Source organism: Eikenella sp. Marseille-P7795 (genome assembly GCF_916618725.1).
In the GTDB taxonomy this organism is placed as follows: Bacteria; Pseudomonadota; Gammaproteobacteria; order Burkholderiales; family Neisseriaceae; genus Eikenella; species Eikenella longinqua.
Window position 1 is genome coordinate 412,347 of the sequence record NZ_CAKAJZ010000002.1, and the last position, 16,102, is coordinate 428,448.

Genomic DNA, 16,102 nt, shown 5'->3' on the forward strand with positions numbered 1-16,102 from the left:
GAAACCCAAAAGCCCGCCGCAAGCATAACCAAAAGGCTACCTGAAAAACCCTTTCCGGTTTTCAGGTAGCCCCAAGCCGCCTCACCAATCCTCCCCCCGCTCGCCCGTATAATCGCCCCACGTTTCCTCCCGCGCATACGGCAGCGCCAACAGAGCCGAAAACCAGCCGCCCGCCGCAGCCACCGCCAGCAGCCCATACCACGTTGGCACCGCCATCAGCTGCGCCAACTTCTCGCCCGGCCACGGCAGCACCGCCGCCAACGTTTCGGCCACCAAGCGGTTAAACAACAACGGCACATCCAGCCCCACCTGCCGCAGCAAGGCACACAGCCCCGCCGCCAGCCCCGTCCACACTAGCGCCGACAGCAGCCGCCCGCGCAGATTATTGGACAGCCGCAGCGCAGCCGCCGCCACGCCCGTGAGCGCCGCCGGCAGCGCCAGCAGCCACAAACCGTGCACCAGCGAAGCCAGCATCACCCCCAAGCCGCCCACACCCAGCAAATCCAGCAGCATTTCCTGCGGCGCCTGCCAGCCCGAACGCCACAAAATGGCCAGCGCCCCATACATCAGCCCGCAGCCCGCCCCCGAATACAGCACATACCACCCCGCCATACGCCACAGCGGCAGTTTCTCCCCAGCCATCGCCGGCCTCCGTTTGCAAAAAGCCGAAGGCTACCTGAAAAAGGTTCGGCGGCATAGCCGAAGGGCTCAACCCGGCAAACCCGCCCAGCCCGTTTTCAGGTAGCCCCACGCACAAAGCAGGCTACCTGAAAAATAAGCAAAACGAATTCCCGCAAAGCCACAATGCGCCACCCCTTTGCCTTTCATGGCGCCGAAACATTTTCAGGTAGCCCCGCGCCAAAACTAGAGTGGATTAAATTTCAATCAGGACAAGGCGACGAAGCCGCAGACAGTACAGGCAGTACGGCAAGGCGAGACAACGCAGTCCTGGTTTAAAGTTAATCCACTGTAGACAAGCCCCCGCCTTCTGGCACACAATCCCAGCCTTCAACCATCTTGCCAAACAAAGGAGCATCATGAGCCAGAATAACGCCACCATCCTGCAAACCCTCCCCGTCGGCCAAAAAGTCGGCATCGCCTTCTCCGGCGGGCTCGACACCTCCGCCGCCCTCCTGTGGATGAAACTCAAAGGCGCGCTGCCCTACGCCTACACCGCCAACCTCGGCCAGCCCGACGAAACCGACTACGAAACCATCCCGCGCAAAGCCAAAGAATACGGCGCCATCGAAGCCCGCCTGGTGGACTGCCGCGCCCAGCTCGCCCACGAAGGCATCGCCGCCATCCAATGCGGTGCGTTCCACGTATCCACCGGCGGCATGCCCTATTTCAACACCACCCCACTCGGCCGCGCCGTAACCGGCACCATGCTCGTTTCCGCCATGAAGCAAGACGACGTGCACATCTGGGGCGACGGCAGCACCTACAAAGGCAACGACATCGAACGCTTCTACCGCTACGGCCTGCTCACCAACCCCGCGCTCAAAATCTACAAGCCCTGGCTCGACCAGCAATTTATCGACGAACTCGGCGGCCGCCACGAAATGAGCCAATTCCTCATCGCTAACGGCTTCAACTACAAAATGTCGGTAGAAAAAGCCTATTCCACCGATTCCAATATGCTCGGCGCCACCCACGAAGCCAAAGATTTGGAATTCCTCAACAGCAGCGTGAAAATCGTGCAGCCCATCATGGGCGTGGCGTTTTGGGACGAAAATGTGGAAGTGAAGCCCGAAACCGTGTCTGTGCGCTTTGAAGAAGGCGTGCCCGTAGCGCTCAACGGCCAAACCTTCGCCAACGCGGTGGAGCTCTTCCTCGAAGCCAACCGCATCGGCGGCCGCCACGGCTTGGGCATGAGCGACCAAATCGAAAACCGCATCATCGAAGCCAAATCGCGCGGCATCTACGAAGCCCCCGGCATGGCGCTGCTGCACATCGCCTACGAACGCCTGGTTACCGGCATCCACAACGAAGACACCATCGAACAATACCGCATCAACGGCCTGCGTCTCGGCCGCCTGCTCTACCAAGGCCGCTGGTTCGACAGCCAAGCCCTGATGCTACGCGAAACCGCCCAGCGCTGGGTGGCCAAAGCCATCACCGGCGAAGTTACGCTGGAGCTGCGGCGCGGCAACGACTATTCGATTCTGAACACCGAATCGCCCAACCTCACCTACCAGCCCGAACGCCTAAGCATGGAAAAAGTGGAAAACGCCGCCTTCACCCCGCTCGACCGCATCGGCCAGCTCACCATGCGCAACCTCGACATCACCGACACCCGCGCCAAACTCGGCATCTACGCCGACAGCGGCCTGCTCTCCCTGGGCGAAGGCGCCGTGTTGCCGAAACTCGGCAGCGGCAAGTAAGCCTGAGCCAGAGTCAATAAAAGGCTACCTGAAAAACCATTTGCGGTTTTAGCTTCGCAGAAACTCGCGGAGCGCTTTTCAGGTAGCCTTTATTCCGCACAGCTTGAGCCACACCGCGCAGAGTGCTTTCCTTTGCAGCAATAAGCGGAGCCACGTTTCAGCTTCATCCTAGCTACCATTTTTCAGGTAGCCTCAGCCCGCCCATGCGCTATAATGCCGCATCCCAACTTATTAATCTGCCCGCCGACATGCCCCGCCGCCCGCCCTTCCAGCCCGACAAATCCCTCAGCCGCCCCGAGCGCGTGTTGCTGGTGGGCGTAATGCTGGCCGACAGCTTTTCCGGCAGCAACGAGCAGCGCGCCCGCGCCTTCCAAAACGTGCTCGACGAAGCCGCCGAGCTGGTGCGTGCCGGCGGCGGCGAATTGGTGCACATCTCCACCGCCCGCCGCGAGCGCCCCACCGGCGCGCTGTTTGTGGGCAGCGGCAAGGCCGAAGAGCTCGCCGCCGAAGTGCAGGCGCACAATATCGAATTGGCCGTGTTCAACCACGAGCTCACGCCCACGCAGGAGCGCAACCTCGAAGCCAAGCTGCAATGCCGCGTGCTCGACCGCGTGGGGCTCATCCTCGCCATCTTCGCCCAGCGCGCGCAAAGCCAGGAAGGCCGCCTGCAAGTGGAGCTCGCCCAGCTCACCCACCTCTCCGGCCGCCTCGTGCGCGGCTACGGCCACCTGCAAAGCCAAAAAGGCGGCATCGGCCTCAAAGGCCCGGGCGAAACCCAGCTCGAAACCGACCGCCGCCTCATCGCCCAAAAAATCACCACGCTGAAAAAACGCCTCGCCGACGTACGGCGAGGGCGCGCCACCCGCCGCAAAGCCCGCCAGCAGGGCAGCCTGCCCACCTTCGCCCTGGTGGGCTACACCAACCCCGGCAAATCCAGCCTCTTCAACCGCCTCACCAAAGCCGACGTGCTGGCCAAAGACCAGCTCTTCGCCACGCTCGACACCACCGCCCGCCGCCTGTATCTGGATAACGAACACAGCATCATCCTCACCGACACCGTGGGCTTCGTGCGCGACCTGCCGCACCGCCTGGTGGCCGCCTTTTCCGCCACGCTGGAAGAAACCGCCCAAGCCGACGTGTTGCTGCATGTGGCCGACGCCTCCCAGCCCGACTGCGAGCAACGCATGGAAGACGTAAACCGCGTGCTGGCCGAAATCGGCGCCGCCGACGTGCCCCAGCTCGTGCTCTACAACAAAATCGACCTGCTCCCGCCCGAGCAGCAAGCCCCCGGCATCCTACGCAGCAAAACCGGCCGCATTGCCGCCGTGCGCCTCTCCGTTACCCAAAGCCTCGGCCTGGAAGACCTGCGCCAAGCCTTGATTGAATGGGCCGATGCGCACGGCAAAGCCGCAGGCGGCAAAAAGGCTACCTGAAAACGATGTCTTGGCGAAGCCAAGGCTGAGTTTCTGCGAAGCTAAAACGTAAGCTTTCAGGTAGCCTTCCATACCACACCCAACCCGCCATGAAACGCCTCCTGATTCCCGCCCTCATCCTCGCCGCCCTGTTCGGCCTCGCCTCCTGCGCCAACCAAGCGTTCTACTATCCCGACCATGCCGACTACGGCTCGCCCGCACAATCCGGCCTGCCCTACCAAAACGTTTATTTCCACAGCGCCGACGGCACCCGCCTGCACGGCTGGTTTGTGCCCGCACAAGGCGTGGCCAGCCCCAAGCAGGCCGCCACCATCGTCCACTTCCACGGCAACGCCCAAAACCTCTCCGCCCATTGGCAGGCCGTGAAATGGCTGCCTGCACAAGGCTACAACGTTTTCCTGTTCGACTACCGCGGCTACGGCCAATCCGCAGGCAAGCCCGGCCGCCAAGGCCTGTTTGAAGACAGCAACGCCGCACTCGACTACATCCGCACCCGCCCCGACGTGGATGCCGAGCGCCTGCTCGTGTTCGGCCAAAGCCTGGGCGGCACCAACGCCATCGCCGCCGTGGGCGCCGGCAACCGAGCAGGCGTGCGCGCCATCGCCATCGAATCCACCTTTTCCTCCTATGCCGCCATCGCCCACGACAAACTCCCCGGCGCCGGCCTGCTCCTGAGCAACATACACAGCGCCAGCCGCCACATCGCCGCCCTCAGCCCGATCCCCCTGCTGCTGATTCACGGCACCGCCGACCAAGTGATTCCCGCCCGGCATTCCCAAACCCTGTTCGACTTGGCGCGGCCGCCCAAACAGCTCGTGCTCATCCCCAGCGGCACCCACCTCGGCCTGCAAGGCCTGGGCGGCTACGAGCAAACCCTGCTCGATTTCTTTGCCCGCCACAGCCGAAGCAGCCCGGCAGAATAGGCAGCTGCAAACCCGAACTCCGGCCCTTGCCCTCCCCATTTTTAGCCACGCCAAAGCTGCCGCCATAGCTTCGCAGAAACTCGCAGAGCTCATTTTTCAGGTAGCCTTTTATCCCCGCCAACCCTTTTCCAAACCCAACGCCCATGACCATCCTCATCACCGGCGCCACCGGCGGCCTCGGCCGCAACGCCGCCGAACTCGCCCTGCAAACCGGCAGCCCCGTGCTCGCCCTCGGCCGCAATTCCGCCGCCCTCGCCGAGCTCGCCGCCCAAGGCTGCCGCACCCTTGCCGCCGACCTCACCCGCCCCCTGCCGCCCCGGCTGCTGCACGGCATCCGCGCCGTGTGGCACTGTGCCGCCCTCTCCGCCCCGTGGGGCCGTTATGCCGACTTTCACGCCGCCAACGTGCTCGCCACCGAGCAGCTCGCCCAAGCCGCCGGCCAAGCGCAAGTGCCCGTGTTTGTGCACATCTCCACCCCCTCCCTCTATTTCGACTTCCGCCACCGCCGCAACGTGCCCGAAAGCTTCCGCCCCGCACGCTACGTCAACCACTACGCCGCCACCAAAGCCCTGGCCGAACAACGCATCCTCGCCGCCGCCGAAAAGTTTCCGCACACCCGCTTCGTCATGCTGCGCCCGCGCGCCATCTTCGGCCGCCACGACCAAGTGCTGCTGCCCCGCCTGCTGCACGTTATCCGCCAGCGCGGCTTCCTGCCCCTGCCGCGCGGCGGCGCCGCCCTGATGGATTTCACCTACGCCCCCAACGTTGCCCACGCCATGCGGCTCGCCACCGAACGCCCCGGTATCCCCAGCGGCAGCGCGTTCAACATCACCAACCAAGAGCCGCTCACCCTGCGCCAAGTGGTCGACACCCTGCTCAAAGGCTACCTGAAACTCGATTTTCCCATCCGCACCCCGCCCTACCCCCTGCTCGCCGCTGCCGCCGCCGCGCTCGAAGGCTGGAGCGCCCTCAGCCGCCGCGAGCCCCTGTTCACCCGCTATAGCATCGCCGCGCTGCACTACGACATGACATTGGACAACCGCGCCGCCCAAACTCTGCTCGGCTACACCCCGACCCACAATATGCAGCAAGCCATGGCCGCCACCGCCCTTTATTGGCGCGAACGGCTTTAGCTGCCCAAATAGGCAAGCAAAAGGCTACCTGAAAACCAAAAATATGTTTTCAGGTAGCCTTTTAAAATTGGCTTCGCTGAAGTTTACGTTCTATAGTGGATTAACAAAAACCAGTACCGCGTTGCCTCGCCTTGCCGTACTATCTGTACTGTCTGCGGCTTCGTCGCCTTGTCCTGATTTAAATTTAATCCACTATAACTTCACAGAAACTCGCCAAGCTTTTTCAGGTAGCCTTTTCCGTTTCCCAACACCAGCCCGGCGCTAACTCCCAATCCGCTCCAGCAGCATCTGCTCCAGCTTGAGCTGGAAGGCGGTGTCGGCCAGCTGCGGGTGGCGGATGAGGAAGCTGTCTTCCACGCGCTCGTCGAAGGTGGCGATGGCGGCGTAGCTGAGGCTGATGTTGAGCTGCGAGAGCACGTCGGCGATGTCGGCCAACAGGAAGGCGCGGTTGGCGGTGATGATTTCCAGCGTGTATTCGCCGGGGTTGTCTTCGGCGGAAAGGGTGATGCGCGGGGCGATGGGCAGGTGGCGCAGGCGGCGGCTCAGCACGCGCGGGGCAGGCTCGGCTGCGGCAGCGGCGGGCGGCGGGCTGTGCACAAATTGCTCTAAGGCCTGCTGCACACGGCTGCGGATGCGCCGAATATCGCCGGGCAGGCAGTGGGCGGGCAGCTGCAACACGAAGGTGTCGAGGATGTATTGATGCGCGGTGATATAGGCGTGGGCGGCGAGGATGCCGAGCTGGTGGCGGCCGAAGAGGCGGCACAGGCCGGCAAACAGGCGGTCGCGGTTGGGCATGAGCACCATCACCTGCAAGCCGCCCGCCTCGGGCAATTCGCGGATGTGCGCCTGCGGCGCTTCGGCATCGGCGGCCAACAGCGGCAGGTGCCACAAAATAATGTCTGCGCTGTGGCGCACGAAATAGGCCTGCCCCAGCTGCTGCCACAGCCGGCGGCATTCGGCCTCGCCCACGCCTGTATCGGCCAAGGCCTGCCGCGCCTTCTGCTGGCGGCGGCTCACCGCCATATCGCGGCTGGGCGTTTCGCCGCCGAAATATTGCAGCGCCGAGCGGAACAGCGATTCGAGCAGACTGGCTTTCCAGGCGTTCCAGATTTTCGGGTTGGTGCCGCGCATATCGGCCACGGTGAGCAGATAAAGCGCGGTGAGCCGCTCGGGCGTTTGCACTTGGCGGCAGAAGGCGGCCACCACCGCCGGGTCTTGAATATCTTCTTTCTGCGCGGTGAGCGACATCAGCAAGTGGCTGCCCACCAGCCATTCCAGCAAATCGGCTTCTTCCGCGCTCAAGAAATGGTCGGCGGCAAAGCGGCGCGCGTCTTCCCGCCCCAGCTCGGCATGGTCGCCGCCGCGCCCTTTGGCGATATCGTGAAACAACGCGGCCAAATAGAGTATCGGCTGGCGCGGAAAGCCGTGCATCAGCGCGCTGGCAAAGGGCAGCTCGTGGCTGTGTGCCTCCAAGGCCAGGCGGCGCATATTGCGCACCACCATCAGGATATGGTCGTCCACCGGATAAACATGAAACAGATCGTGCTGGAGCAGCCCCACAATCTTGCCCCACTCGGGCAGATAGCGCGCCAGCACGCCGTAGAGGTTTAAAAAACGCAAAAGGTGGGTGAGCCCGCCGCCGTGGCGGAAGAAGCCCACGAAACGGCGACGGTTGGCCTCATCGGCATAAAAACGCCCGTTCATTTCCTGCTGTACCGCCTGCCACCAGGCGCGCAGCGTTTCCGGTGCCAGGCCGGAGAGGTCGCTGTGTTGCTGCCTCAGCTCCAATATTTTAAAAATATGTTGCGGCTCGCGGCGGAACAGGCTTTTATCACGCACGGCGATGAGGTTGTTCACTTGGAAATAGTGCGCATCCAAATCGTGCACCACGCGCGGCAGCGGCGAATAAATCCGCCCGCGCAGCATCGGCAGCAGGATGCCGCCCAGCTGTTTCACCGTTTTCACCGCGCGGTAGAGCAGGTGCATCAGCCGCTCGCTGCGCCGCTGCTTGCTCTCGTCGTCGAAACCCAAGGCCAGCGCCACCTGCGGCTGCAAATCGAAACGCAGCTGCTCCTGCGGCTTGCCCGCGGCCAAGTGCAGCTCGATGCGGATGCGCGCCAGGCGGCGGTGGCTGCGGCGCAACATGGCCATTTCGGTGCGGGTGAGGATGCGCTGGCGTGCCAGCTGCTGCAACTGCGGCGCTATGCCCTGCACCCGCGCCAGCCACAGCATGGTGTGGATGTCGCGCAGGCCGCCGGGGCAGGTTTTCAGGTTGGGCTCCAGGCTGCTGCCCGCCTGCGCTTTAAGATGGCGCTGCTGCAATTCCAAGAGTTTGCCCTCGGCAAAGGCAGCCGGATTGCGCTGGATATCCAATTCGCGCCGCAGCCGCTCAAACACTTCCGCGCTGCCGTCAAGCAGGCGCGCTTCCAGCAGCGAAGTGTCGCCGGTTAAATCCTCCGCCGCACCGGCGCACAGCTCGGCCACGCTGCCGGTTTTCAGCGATGGGCTCAATCCCATATCCCACAATGCTTGCAGCCACGCTTCAATCTTCTGCCGCTGCGCTTCGTTTAATTCCCCGGCGGCGGCGATGCCCAAATCCACATCGGAAAAGGGATACATTTCACCGCGCCCGAAGCCGCCCAGCGCCATCAAAGCCAGCGGCTCCCGCTCTTGCAGCGGCAGCATCTGCCGCCACAGCGCCACCACGGTTTGCGACAGCGCGGCGCCGTAGTCGGCAAAAAAACGCTGCGGATTGCGGTGAGCGCGGTAGGCGGCAATGATTTGCTGCTTGCGCCCGGCCAGCTCCTGCGCCAGAGTGTGCACGGTTTGCGGCATGGTGGGTTTCCTGGGTTTGTGTGATGGGATGAAGGGAAGGATTGTATCGCGCGGGAAGGCTGCCCTCCAAGCTAAGAAAGGCTACCTGAAAATCAAAAAGGCTACCTGAAAAAATGGAAAATGATTTTTCAGGTAGCCTCTTACAGGAACATCATTGCCCCGCCGCCGTTGCCCGCCGCCGCCCGCTCCAGTAAACTGCCCGCCTCTGCCATCCTTCCCTGCCGCCGCCATGCCCAGCCCCCTTAATCTCCGCAACGGAATCATCACTTTCGACCATTTCTCCTGGCTGCTGGAACACGCCGATGAAGACCCAAGCAGCCTGCTTTTGGGCGAAGACCTGCTGCAAATCAGCTTCTTCGGCGGGCAATACCTGCTCGATGTGGGCTGGTATGCCGCGGCCGCGCCGCAGGGGCGGTTTACCGTGCTGCTGGTGGGCAATCAGGATTGGGAGCGCCCGCTGCGCCGCCTGCACACCCACCAAATCGCCCGCCTGCCCGAGCTGATCAACGGCTGCATCGATTGGCTGCACCAACATTGCGCCGATACCCGCCCGCTGCTGCACGTGGTGGCCGGCATTGTGTATAACGCGCGCGGCGAGGTGCTGCTCAGTTCGCGCCCCGAGGGCAAGGCCTATGCGGGCTATTGGGAATTTGCCGGCGGCAAGGTGGAGCCGGGCGAGGGCGACACCGACGCGCTGCGGCGCGAGCTGGCGGAAGAGCTGGGCATCCGCATCCACACCGCCGTGCCGTGGCTCACCAAAATCTACAGCTATGAGCACGCCCGCGTGCGGCTGCGTTTTTTCCGCGTGCCGGCAAACGGCTGGCACGGGCAGTTGCAGGCGCGTGAAGGCCAGCAATGGCGCTGGCAAAAGCCGGGGTGCTACACGGTGTCGCCCATGCTGCCGGCCAATGCGGCTTTGTTGAACGCGCTGGCGGTGCCCACGGCGTTTTCAGGTAGCCTGCATGCGGGTTTGCGCTCGGCAGACGGCGCTTTTTGCGTGTTGCCGCCCGATGCGCCCCACCCGCCGCCGGGCAGCCGCCTGCTGTCTAGCCTGGCCGACTTGGCCGCCGCTGCGCCGCGCGGGGTGCGCCGCTGGCCGCTGGTGCGCTCGGCGCGGGAAGTGGCGCTGGCGTCGGGAGCCAGGGCCGAAGCGGCGGTGTGGCCGGTGGGCGACGAGGCGGCAGCGGAACAGGCGTGCGCGGCCTTGGCCGAGGGCGTGGCGCTGCCGCTGGTGCTGCTGCCTTCCGATGCGGCGCTGGCGGCGCGTTATGCCGAACGCTGGCTGGCGGCGGGGGCGCATGCGGTGGTGCGGGGGTGAGAAACTGGATTTCAGGTAGCCTTTGCCGCGTGGCTGAAGGCTACCTGAAAAACCAGAATGAAAGGTTAAACAGATGTGGAACAAGCTTAATCCGTATTGGAAAGATATTTTGATTGCCTTGGTGCTGTATCTGCCGCTAGCGGCATATATACTGTATCGCCCGCCCACGTTTGGGTTGTTTCCTTTACCTTTCATTCAGTCTAGCCCTCTACTCATCCCCACCCTGCTGGCTTGGCTGTGCAGCTGGAAGATGTCGAGCGTCCGGCCGTATTTTGCGTCGGGCATTTCGCTGGCCATAAACTTGGGGATATGGATGTATTGGCTGGCAGTGCTCGTGTTTGGTAACGATGAATTATGGTTTCTATATTGGTTCTCGACACCGGCTTTGATTATCGGCTTTATCGTGGCCTTGATATGGCAAGTGGAAGTGGAAGCCGATGAATGGGCAGCGTTTCGGGCGGGTTTTCTCGGCAGTTTTGTGCCGTTTTTACTGGCTCCTCTTGTATTGATACTTTTCGAGTTTAGATAATCCGCCCAAACTTTTTCAGGTAGCCTCTTATGCCCCTCTCTCCACGCACCAAAACCTTGCTCGCCCTCGCCGCGCTGCTGGCGCTGGCAGGCGGCCATTTTGCCGCGCGCCAGTGGCGTGCCGCGCAACAGCCTGCCGCAGCCGCCACACCGCAGGCCTGCCAGCCGCGCCAGGGCTGCACCCTGCCCAACGGCAGCCGCATCCGTTTTGCCGCCGCGCTGCGCGAACCGTTTGATATTGAATTGGCAAACGTGCCGCCCGAAGTGCAGCGGGTGGAAGTGAGCTTCAGCATGGCAAACATGGATATGGGCTTCAACCGCTACCCGCTCGCCCGCCAGCCAAACGGCTCTTGGCTGGCCGCGCAAATCCGCCTGCCGGTGTGCACCGACCGGCGCCACGATTACTTAGCCGACGTGCGCATCGGCGAACAGGTTTTTCAGGTAGCCTTTGAAGCGCAATAGCCGAAACACTGCTTCCTTTTCCCACACCCAAACACCACACACCCATGCCCCACTGCAAGCCCCAGCCCTCAGCCCCCCGCCGCCCCTCTCGCTCTATATCCACATCCCCTGGTGCATCCAAAAATGCCCCTATTGCGACTTCAATTCCCACCGCCTCAAGCCCGACACCAGCGAAGCCGCCTACATCGACGCCCTGCTCGCCGACCTGCAACACGAGCTGCCCCATATTTGGGGCCGCCCCGTGGAAACCATCTTCATCGGCGGCGGCACCCCCAGCGTGTTTTCCGCCGAGAGCATCAACCGCCTGCTCGGCGGCGTGCGCGCCCTCGTGCGCCTGCTGCCCGACGCCGAAATCACCCTCGAAGCCAACCCCGGCACCTTCGAGCAGGCGCGCTTCCAAGGCTACGCCGAAGCCGGCGTCAACCGCCTCTCGCTCGGCATCCAAAGCTTCAACGATGCCAAGCTCAAAGCCCTCGGCCGCATCCACAACGGCAGCGAAGCCCGTGCCGCCATCGAAGCCGCCCTCGCCATCTTCCCCCGCGTGAACACCGACATCATGTATGCCCTGCCCCGCCAAACCCCCGCAGAAGCCCGGCAAGACATCCAAAGCGCCATCGATTCCGGCGTATCCCACATCAGCGCCTACCACCTCACCATGGAGCCCAACACCCCCTTCGGCCGCACCCCGCCCCCCGGCATCCCCGAAGAAGACGCCGCCTACGACATCGAACAAGCCGTACACCAAGCCCTGCTCGCCGCCGGCTTTGCACACTACGAAACCAGCGCCTTCGCCCGAGCCAATCAACAATGCCGCCACAACCTCAACTACTGGCAGTTCGGCGACTACATCGGCATCGGCGCCGGCGCCCACGGCAAAATCAGCAGCCACAGCGGCATCATCCGCACCACCCGCGCCCGCCACCCCCGCAGCTACCTCGCCGCCATGCAGGACAACCCCGCCGAAGCCATCGAACGTTTTCAGGTAGCCCCGGCGAGCTGCCTTTCGAATTCATGCTCAACGCCATGCGCCTCACCCAAGGCGTGCCCACCCACCTCTTCACCGAGCGCACCGGCCTTTCCCTCGCCGCCATCGCCCGCCCCTGCAAAGCGCCGTCCGGCTCGGCCTCATCGACCCCAGCCCCGCCCTCCTGCGCCCCACCGAACGCGGCCAGCGCTACCTAAACGACCTGCTGCAACTGTTCTTGTAAACACCAGCCCCAAGCACAAAAAAGGCTACCTGAAAATTTTCAGGTAGCCTTTAATCCTGCCTCCAGCCTAAGCGTTTAAGCCTCGCGGCGGATAATCAGCAGCGGCAGGCGGGTTTCGCGCATCACGGTTTCAGCGAAGCTGCCCATCAGAAGGTGCATCAGGCCGGTGCGGCCGTGCGTGCCCAGCACCAAGAGGTCGGCCTTCTGCTCGGTGGCGTATTCCACCAGGCTCTTGGCCATGTCGCGCGCGTTTTTGCTGATCACCAGCAAATGGCGGCCGATTTGCGCGTTTTCGCCCAGTATGCCGCGTGCCTGCTTGATGGCGGCATCCAAAATGGCGTTGCCCTGCTCGGTGGCGGCGGTTTCGTAGTTTTCATACTGCAAAAACTCAGGCGCCACAGTGGCCACGTATTCGGCCGGATTGGCCACGTGCACCAGCGTGAGCGCCGCGCCGGTGGCCTGCGCCAGCCCGCAGGCCTGTTTGAGCGCATGCTGCGAAGTGCGGCTGCCGTCTACTGCAATTACGATCTGTTTGTACATAATTTTCTCCTGAGTGAACGATGTTCCAATGCCTCCGCACAGGGGCAACAGCCGCCGGACGGGTCTCTTCCTGATACGTTTACAGTATAATACCGAAGTGCCGAATGTGCCATTTTTTCCGATTGTTTTTGCTCAAACCAATGACAGATTTTTCTCCAAGCAACCGCCGCTTCGGCGGCATTTCCCGCCTCTACGGCGCCGCCGCGCTGCAACAATTTGCCACTTCGCACGTGTGCGTGGTGGGCGTGGGCGGCGTGGGCTCGTGGGCGGTGGAAGCGCTGGCGCGCAGCGGCGTGGGCCGGCTCACGCTGATTGATTTGGACAACGTGGCCGAATCCAACACCAACCGCCAGCTCCACGCCCTCACCGATAATTTCGGCCTGCCCAAGGTCACCGCGCTGCACCGGCGCATCCTGCAAATCAACCCAGCCTGCACCGTGCGCGAAATCGAAGATTTTGTGGACGCGGAAAACGTGGGCACGCTCTTTGCCGAGCCGTTTGACTTTGTGATCGACGCCATCGACCAAGTGCGCGTGAAGGCCGCCATGGCCGCACATTTTGTGGCGCAGAAGCAGCCGTTTATCGTATCCGGCGGCGCGGGCGGCCAGCGCGACCCCGCCCTCATCCGCCGCGCCGACCTCGCCCGCACCACCCACGACCCGCTGCTGGCCAACCTGCGCTACACCTTGCGCCGCCGCCACGGCTTCCCGCGCGACCCCAAAACGCGCATGAAAGTGAGCTGCGTGTATTCCGAAGAAACCGTTGCCCCGCCGCAAACCGGCGCCGCCTGCGAGGCCGATGCCGCGCCGCAGGGCCTATCCTGCGCGGGCTACGGCGCCAGCATGCTGGTTACCGCTGCCTTCGGCCTGTTTTGCGCGCAGGCGGCGATTGAGCACTTTGCCGCCCAAGCCAAATAACTGCTTATTCCAAAGGAAAACCATGTCTCCCATCGAACTGAAAGCCCTGTGCCTCAACCTGAACCTCACTGCCGCCGAAGCCGGCCAAACCCTCGTGCCGAATGTGCACTTTCCCCACGGCGCCACCGCCGCAGAATGGGAAAGCTGGGAAGCCGGCGAGGCCGCCATCCCGCTGCACGTGGTGGCCGCCGTGGAAACCCGCCTCAACCAAAAATACCAGGCCATCGACGACTACGCCGAGCAAATCGCCCGCCAGGCCGAAGGCGGCGAGCCCACCATCGCCTTGTGGTATCCCGACGAACGAGCCTGCATCGGCATTGCCGACTGGCGCATCAGTCAGAGCGTGGCCGGCGAAGTGGCCGCCATGGGCGGGCGCGTGGTACTGTTTAACGCCGAAGCCTACCGCGCCTGGCGCGAGCAGCACGGCCACGCCGCCGACACCCCCGCCAACCGCCAGCGCTGGGCGCAAGAGCAGTTTGCCGCGAGCCGGGGATAATCCGGTTATCCGCAAGCAATCAAGGCTACCTGAAAACTTCGCTTTCTGCGGAAGCGTCGTTCCAGGTAGCCTTTTATTGCTGATGAACGGTGTGGACAGCATTTTCAGGTAGCCTTTTCTGCATCCCTTCTGGCTACCTGAAAAATATTTGGCACGGATATTGCCGCCTATTCAAACATCTGCTGCCATTGCGCCAGCCGCTCGGCAAACGGCCATTCCACGCTATCGAGCAGGTTTTTGGCAATCAGCCCCAATTCGGTGTCGCCTTCGATTTGCAGCTTGCGTTTGAAAAACAGGGTGTCGGGGTCTTCTTCGCGCAGCATCATGCGCAGAAAGTCGGCGCTGTTGGCGGCCAGGCGCAGGTCGGGCTCGCCTTGGAAGGCTTGGTCGAGGAAGCGTTCGCCGTCGGCGGTGAAGCGCACGGCTATGCCCGCGTCAAGCACGTCGATTTCGAAGGTACGACCGGCAAACAGGCTCATGTCGGCGGGCAAGAGGCCGCGCTTGAGCATGAGGTTGAGGGTTTTAACCAGGGCGAAACGCGGCGGCAGGCCGGGCAGGCGGCGGCCGATTCGGGCGCACCATTGGGGCAGGGTGAGGTCGGGGAGGGGCATGATGGTTTCCTTTGTTTATGCGGCTACCTGAAAATTGGTTTTGGCTGCACAGAAACTTTGTTTTAGCTTCGCAGAAACTTTGCTTCTTCGGAAACTTCGTTTTAGCTTCGCAGAAACTCCGCTTCCTGCGGAAACTTCGTTTTCAGACGGCCTTTTTCAGGTAGCCTTGGTTAGGCGGCGTGGTTGCCGTAGGCTTGGCGGTGGGCTTCCACGGCTTCGATGCCGGGTTTGCCGAGCCAGTAGCCGTCCACGGGTGTGCCGGTGGCGAGGCGGGTGAGTTCGGGCAGGGCTTCGGCGAGGGTGGTTTGTCCGTCGAGCACGGCGCGGTGCAGGGCGATGATGCGCGGCATGTCGGTGAGCTGGGGCGAGAGGCGCAGGATGTGTACGCCGATGGCGGCCATGTTGGCGTGGTGCGGCAGCAGGCATTGGCTGCCGTAGGACATGGTTTGGATGCCGTTGATGGTGAGGAAGGGCTGGCCTTCGCGGGTGTTCATGGTGAGGCCGTGTTCGTGGTCGAGGCAGCGGAATTCGCAGCTGTCTTTGTTGAGGTTGTAGTGCCGCGCGGTGAAGCAGCGGGAGGAGTAGGCCAGGGGGATTTTGCCCCAGGCGAAGATTTCGGTTTCGAGGCCGCTGGAAAGGCGGGCGATGTCGGCCACTTTGCCGCGTTCGAGTTCGGCGGGGGCGACCCAGCGGTAGGCGCCGAGGTTTTGGAAGAGTTGGAGGGGGGCTTCGTTGTAGATGTTGAGGCTGGCGCCGGCCACGAAGGGGATGCCGTGTTCGCGGGCGAGTTTGACCGCGCCCATGTCGTTGGCTTCGATTTTGAATTTGTCTTGGCCGGTGATTTTGCGCAGGCGTTTGAGGTCGGATTCGCTTTCGAGCAGCACTTGGGAGGAGAGGATGATTTCTTTGCCGCTGTCGGCGAGGTCTTGGGCGAGGCCGAACCAGTCGTCGAAACGCATTTTCTGGCGGCGGGAGCAGACGGTTTCGCCCAGGTAGATGGTGTCGAGCGGGCTGTCGAGCATGGCGGCGTAGAATTCGAGCAGGGTTTCTTTCTGCCAGAAGAATTGGACGGGGGCGAGGGAGAGATTCATGGGTGTTCCTTTTTTCAGGTAGCCTTTTCAGACGGCCTTATTCTGTTCGGCTTCGGCGGCGTAGATATATTGCATCAGCGTTTCGATGAAGGCGGCCATGGTGAGGTCGTATTTGTATAGGGCGTTGCGCAGGTCTTCGATGTGTTTTTTCATGCTCTTACTGTTTCGCACCGTTTTTCAGGTAGCCTTTTCAGACGGCCTGAGAGGCTACCTGAAAATATTC

15 protein-coding genes and 1 pseudogene are annotated in these 16,102 nt (G+C 62.7%); 10 read left to right on the plus strand and 6 right to left on the minus strand.

Translation table 11 applies throughout. From position 1 onward, the window contains the following. Window positions 1–81: 81 nt before the first annotated feature. Entirely contained in the window at window positions 82–642 is a 561-nt protein-coding gene (locus tag LG371_RS05565) for a hypothetical protein (RefSeq protein ID WP_225747962.1), read from the minus strand. A 395-nt stretch (window positions 643–1,037) separates the two neighbouring features. Between LG371_RS05565 and argG the strand changes: the two genes are divergently transcribed. The 4 genes from argG (at window position 1,038) to LG371_RS05590 (ending at window position 5,873) form a co-directional block, all read left to right on the plus strand. After that, complete coding sequence (gene argG, locus LG371_RS05575; RefSeq protein ID WP_067590165.1) at window positions 1,038–2,384, plus strand: argininosuccinate synthase; 1,347 nt, start codon at window positions 1,038–1,040, stop codon at window positions 2,382–2,384. A 248-nt stretch (window positions 2,385–2,632) separates the two neighbouring features. Next, window positions 2,633–3,817, plus strand: a complete 1,185-nt coding sequence (gene hflX, locus LG371_RS05580; RefSeq protein ID WP_225748054.1) for a GTPase HflX — start codon at window positions 2,633–2,635, stop codon at window positions 3,815–3,817. An 89-nt stretch (window positions 3,818–3,906) separates the two neighbouring features. Beyond that, on the plus strand, window positions 3,907–4,740 hold the full coding sequence (locus LG371_RS05585) for an alpha/beta hydrolase (RefSeq protein WP_067590168.1): 834 nt from the start codon (window positions 3,907–3,909) through the stop codon (window positions 4,738–4,740). A gap of 143 nt (window positions 4,741–4,883) precedes the next feature. Continuing rightward, a complete protein-coding gene (locus LG371_RS05590) occupies window positions 4,884–5,873 on the plus strand; it encodes an NAD(P)-dependent oxidoreductase (protein ID WP_067590171.1) in 990 nt (329 codons plus the stop codon). A 261-nt stretch (window positions 5,874–6,134) separates the two neighbouring features. On the opposite strand, the gene glnD is transcribed toward LG371_RS05590, so the two are convergent. Beyond that, complete coding sequence (gene glnD / locus LG371_RS05595; protein ID WP_225747963.1) at window positions 6,135–8,708, minus strand: [protein-PII] uridylyltransferase; 2,574 nt, start codon at window positions 8,706–8,708, stop codon at window positions 6,135–6,137. Between the two features lie 154 nt (window positions 8,709–8,862). Here glnD and LG371_RS05600 point away from each other — a divergent pair, with 154 nt between their 5' ends. The 4 genes and pseudogenes from LG371_RS05600 (at window position 8,863) to hemW (ending at window position 12,224) form a co-directional block, all read left to right on the plus strand. Next, the gene (locus tag LG371_RS05600; RefSeq protein WP_370632656.1) at window positions 8,863–10,026 is read left to right on the plus strand and encodes an NUDIX domain-containing protein; all 1,164 of its coding nucleotides are present in this window, start codon (window positions 8,863–8,865) and stop codon (window positions 10,024–10,026) included. A gap of 73 nt (window positions 10,027–10,099) precedes the next feature. Continuing rightward, window positions 10,100–10,555 (plus strand): hypothetical protein, encoded by a 456-nt coding sequence (locus LG371_RS05605; protein WP_067590174.1) that lies wholly within the window; start codon window positions 10,100–10,102, stop codon window positions 10,553–10,555. Between the two features lie 29 nt (window positions 10,556–10,584). Next, window positions 10,585–11,016, plus strand: coding sequence for a hypothetical protein (locus LG371_RS05610; protein WP_067590177.1), 432 nt, complete (start codon window positions 10,585–10,587; stop codon window positions 11,014–11,016). Window positions 11,017–11,068: 52 nt separating this feature from the next. After that, window positions 11,069–12,224: pseudogene (gene hemW / locus LG371_RS05615) on the plus strand (radical SAM family heme chaperone HemW). 75 nt (window positions 12,225–12,299) lie between these two features. Here the strand turns inward: hemW and LG371_RS05620 are convergent. Further along, window positions 12,300–12,764, minus strand: a complete 465-nt coding sequence (locus LG371_RS05620) for a universal stress protein (RefSeq protein ID WP_067590182.1) — start codon at window positions 12,762–12,764, stop codon at window positions 12,300–12,302. A gap of 140 nt (window positions 12,765–12,904) precedes the next feature. Between LG371_RS05620 and LG371_RS05625 the strand changes: the two genes are divergently transcribed. Then, window positions 12,905–13,681, plus strand: a complete 777-nt coding sequence (locus tag LG371_RS05625; protein ID WP_225747964.1) for a ThiF family adenylyltransferase — start codon at window positions 12,905–12,907, stop codon at window positions 13,679–13,681. 22 nt (window positions 13,682–13,703) lie between these two features. Beyond that, on the plus strand, window positions 13,704–14,177 hold the full coding sequence (locus LG371_RS05630) for a DUF1870 family protein (protein ID WP_225747965.1): 474 nt from the start codon (window positions 13,704–13,706) through the stop codon (window positions 14,175–14,177). A gap of 167 nt (window positions 14,178–14,344) precedes the next feature. On the opposite strand, the gene LG371_RS05635 is transcribed toward LG371_RS05630, so the two are convergent. The 3 genes from LG371_RS05635 to LG371_RS12250 form a co-directional block, all read right to left on the minus strand. Continuing rightward, entirely contained in the window at window positions 14,345–14,788 is a 444-nt protein-coding gene (locus LG371_RS05635; RefSeq protein ID WP_067590188.1) for an SCP2 domain-containing protein, read from the minus strand. 170 nt (window positions 14,789–14,958) lie between these two features. After that, entirely contained in the window at window positions 14,959–15,879 is a 921-nt protein-coding gene (locus LG371_RS05640; RefSeq protein WP_225747966.1) for a U32 family peptidase, read from the minus strand. A gap of 27 nt (window positions 15,880–15,906) precedes the next feature. Next, window positions 15,907–16,032 (minus strand): hypothetical protein, encoded by a 126-nt coding sequence (locus LG371_RS12250; RefSeq protein ID WP_255593081.1) that lies wholly within the window; start codon window positions 16,030–16,032, stop codon window positions 15,907–15,909. Window positions 16,033–16,102: the final 70 nt, after the last annotated feature.

Bases quoted from the DNA above. Each gene is read 5' to 3' on its own strand.
- LG371_RS05585 (WP_067590168.1), top strand. From the start codon at position 3,907: ATGAAACGCCTCCTGATTCCCGCCCTCATCCTCGCCGCCCTGTTCGGC.
- LG371_RS05640 (WP_225747966.1), bottom strand. From the start codon at position 15,879: ATGAATCTCTCCCTCGCCCCCGTCCAATTCTTCTGGCAGAAAGAAACC.
- glnD (WP_225747963.1), bottom strand. From the start codon at position 8,708: ATGCCGCAAACCGTGCACACTCTGGCGCAGGAGCTGGCCGGGCGCAAG.
- LG371_RS12250 (WP_255593081.1), bottom strand. From the start codon at position 16,032: ATGAAAAAACACATCGAAGACCTGCGCAACGCCCTATACAAATACGAC.
- LG371_RS05565 (WP_225747962.1), bottom strand. From the start codon at position 642: ATGGCTGGGGAGAAACTGCCGCTGTGGCGTATGGCGGGGTGGTATGTG.
- LG371_RS05605 (WP_067590174.1), top strand. From the start codon at position 10,100: ATGTGGAACAAGCTTAATCCGTATTGGAAAGATATTTTGATTGCCTTG.
- hflX (WP_225748054.1), top strand. From the start codon at position 2,633: ATGCCCCGCCGCCCGCCCTTCCAGCCCGACAAATCCCTCAGCCGCCCC.
- LG371_RS05610 (WP_067590177.1), top strand. From the start codon at position 10,585: ATGCCCCTCTCTCCACGCACCAAAACCTTGCTCGCCCTCGCCGCGCTG.
- LG371_RS05620 (WP_067590182.1), bottom strand. From the start codon at position 12,764: ATGTACAAACAGATCGTAATTGCAGTAGACGGCAGCCGCACTTCGCAG.
- LG371_RS05625 (WP_225747964.1), top strand. From the start codon at position 12,905: ATGACAGATTTTTCTCCAAGCAACCGCCGCTTCGGCGGCATTTCCCGC.
- argG (WP_067590165.1), top strand. From the start codon at position 1,038: ATGAGCCAGAATAACGCCACCATCCTGCAAACCCTCCCCGTCGGCCAA.
- LG371_RS05635 (WP_067590188.1), bottom strand. From the start codon at position 14,788: ATGCCCCTCCCCGACCTCACCCTGCCCCAATGGTGCGCCCGAATCGGC.
- LG371_RS05590 (WP_067590171.1), top strand. From the start codon at position 4,884: ATGACCATCCTCATCACCGGCGCCACCGGCGGCCTCGGCCGCAACGCC.
- LG371_RS05630 (WP_225747965.1), top strand. From the start codon at position 13,704: ATGTCTCCCATCGAACTGAAAGCCCTGTGCCTCAACCTGAACCTCACT.